The 2,254-nt window shown below is 72.2% G+C and carries 2 protein-coding genes; both read left to right on the top strand.

Annotated features, from left to right (window positions below):
• Positions 1-354 precede the first annotated feature (354 nt).
• Complete coding sequence (rsgA, locus tag EHS43_RS43025; protein ID WP_125195881.1) at positions 355-1,455, top strand: ribosome small subunit-dependent GTPase A; 1,101 nt, start codon at positions 355-357, stop codon at positions 1,453-1,455.
• A 227-nt stretch (positions 1,456-1,682) separates the two neighbouring features.
• Positions 1,683-2,254: bifunctional transcriptional activator/DNA repair enzyme AdaA (locus tag EHS43_RS43020; protein ID WP_148104285.1), on the top strand; the 572-nt coding region annotated here is incomplete at its 3' end.

The following is a 2,254-nucleotide window of genomic DNA, read 5'->3' as shown; positions in this document are numbered from 1 at the left end:
GACGCTGGGTCATCACGGGCTCTCCTGGAGATGGGGGTCGCCTCCCATGCCACAACCGCTCCCGCCGGACGACCAGCGCACCGGGCTGTTCGAGTGAGGGGGAGGCGGGTGAGAGGCGGGCCGCACGGGAGTCGGAAAACCGGTGGCGGCCCCGAAGCGCGCGCCTTTACAGTGAGAGCGCTTCGCACGGCGGCTCACGGCTGTCGTGCCCCACGAGCGAGGAATGAGGGAGGTGTCGACCGATGGCTGTCTTTGCGCTGCGCCATGCCCGCATCCAGATCATCAAGTCCACCTCCGTGGCCGTCGGCTGACACCAACTCCCTGCGCCGGGCCACCCTTGTGAAGGGTTCTCCCTTGACTTCCAGCTCCACCTCTTCTGTTTTCTCCGCTCTCGCTCCCTACGGCTGGGACGAGGCATGGGCGGACGAGTTCGCCCCCTACGAGCCCGAAGGGCTCCTGCCCGGACGTGTGGTCCGGGTCGACCGCGGGCAGTGCGACATCGTCACCGCCGACGGTCTCCTGCGGGCGGACACCGCCTTCGTCACGCCGAACGACCCGATGCGGGTGCTGTGCACCGGCGACTGGGCCGTCGTCGAGCCCGCGGGCAGTCCCCGGTACGTACGGACGTATCTGCCACGCCGTACCGCCTTCGTGCGCTCCACCTCCTCCAAGCGCTCCGAGGGGCAGATCCTCGCGGCCAACGTCGACCACGCCATCGTCGCCGTGTCGCTCGCCGTCGAACTCGACCTCGGCCGCATCGAACGCTTCCTCGCCCTGGCCTGGGAGTCCGGTGCCCAGCCGGTGGTCGTGCTCACCAAGGCCGACCTGGTGCCGGACGCGGTGACGCTCTCGCATCTCGTGCAGGACGTGGAGACGACGGCACCCGGGGTTCCGGTGCTGACCGTCAGCGCCCTGGACGGGGAGGGGCTCGACGTGCTCGTCGCGGTCGTCTCCGGCGGTACGTCCGTCCTGCTCGGGCAGTCCGGCGCGGGGAAGTCCACCCTGGCCAACGTGCTCATCGGCGAGGACACCATGGCCGTGCGGGCCACCCGGGACGCGGACGGGAAGGGCCGCCACACCACCACGACCCGCAACCTTCTCGCCCTGCCCGGCGGGGGCGTGCTCATCGACACGCCCGGCCTCCGGGGCGTCGGCCTGTGGGACGCCGAGACCGGTGTCGGACAGGTCTTCTCCGAGATCGAGGAACTGGCCCGGCGGTGCCGCTTCCACGACTGCGCGCACGAGAGCGAACCGGGGTGCGCGGTGCTGGCCGCGATCGACTCCGGTGAGCTGCCCGAGCGGCGGCTGGAGAGCTACCGGAAGCTGATCCGGGAGAACCAGCGGATCGTGGCCAAGACGGACGCGCGGCTCCGTTCGGAGATCCGCAAGGAGTGGAAGAAGCGGGGTGCGCAGGGCAAGGCGGCGATGGAGGCCAAGAGGGGGCGCTGGGCGTAGAAGGTTGTTCTCCGGCCGCGGCCGGGTGGGGGCTGGTCGCGCAGTTCCCCGCGCCTCCGAGCAGGTGGGTACAGCCAGGCAGGACCAGGACCGCACCCACCCGGAGGCGCGGGGAACCACGAGCACCCGCACCCGACCACGGACCCACCACTCGCCCAGGACAGCCGCACCGCCCTGTCCGATTTCCGCCAGCGGCACCCCGCCGCACGGCGGAGACTGGAGGCGTGATGGACGAGGACACCAGGTACGAAGCCGTGCGCAGCCGGGACGCCCGGTTCGACGGCGAGTTCTTCTTCGCCGTCGAGACGACCGGCATCTACTGCCGCCCCAGCTGTCCCGCGGTGACCCCGAAGCGGCACAACGTCCGCTTCTACGCCACGGCCGCCGCCGCGCAGGGCTCCGGGTTCCGGGCCTGCCGGCGGTGCCGTCCGGACGCGGTGCCCGGCTCCGCGGACTGGAACGTCCGGGCCGACGTGGTGGGCCGGGCGATGCGCCTGATCGGCGACGGCGTCGTCGACCGGGAGGGCGTCGCGGGACTCGCCGACCGCCTCGGCTACAGCGCCCGCCAGGTCCAGCGCCAGCTCACCGCCGAACTCGGCGCGGGACCCGTCGCCCTGGCCCGCGCCCAGCGCGCCCACACCGCGCGCGTCCTGCTCCAGACCACCGGCCTGCCGGTCACGGAGATCGCGTTCGCCTCGGGCTTCGCCAGCGTCCGGCAGTTCAACGACACGGTCCGCGAGATCTACGCCTCCACCCCCACCGAAGTCCGGGCCGCCGCCCGGACCGCCCGCCGCGCACC

The sequence above is a fragment of the Streptomyces sp. RP5T genome, assembly GCF_003933965.1.
In the GTDB taxonomy this organism is placed as follows: domain Bacteria; phylum Actinomycetota; class Actinomycetes; order Streptomycetales; family Streptomycetaceae; genus Streptomyces.
Note: the sequence above shows the minus strand (reverse complement) of the source record. Positions and strands in the feature narration are given on the sequence as shown.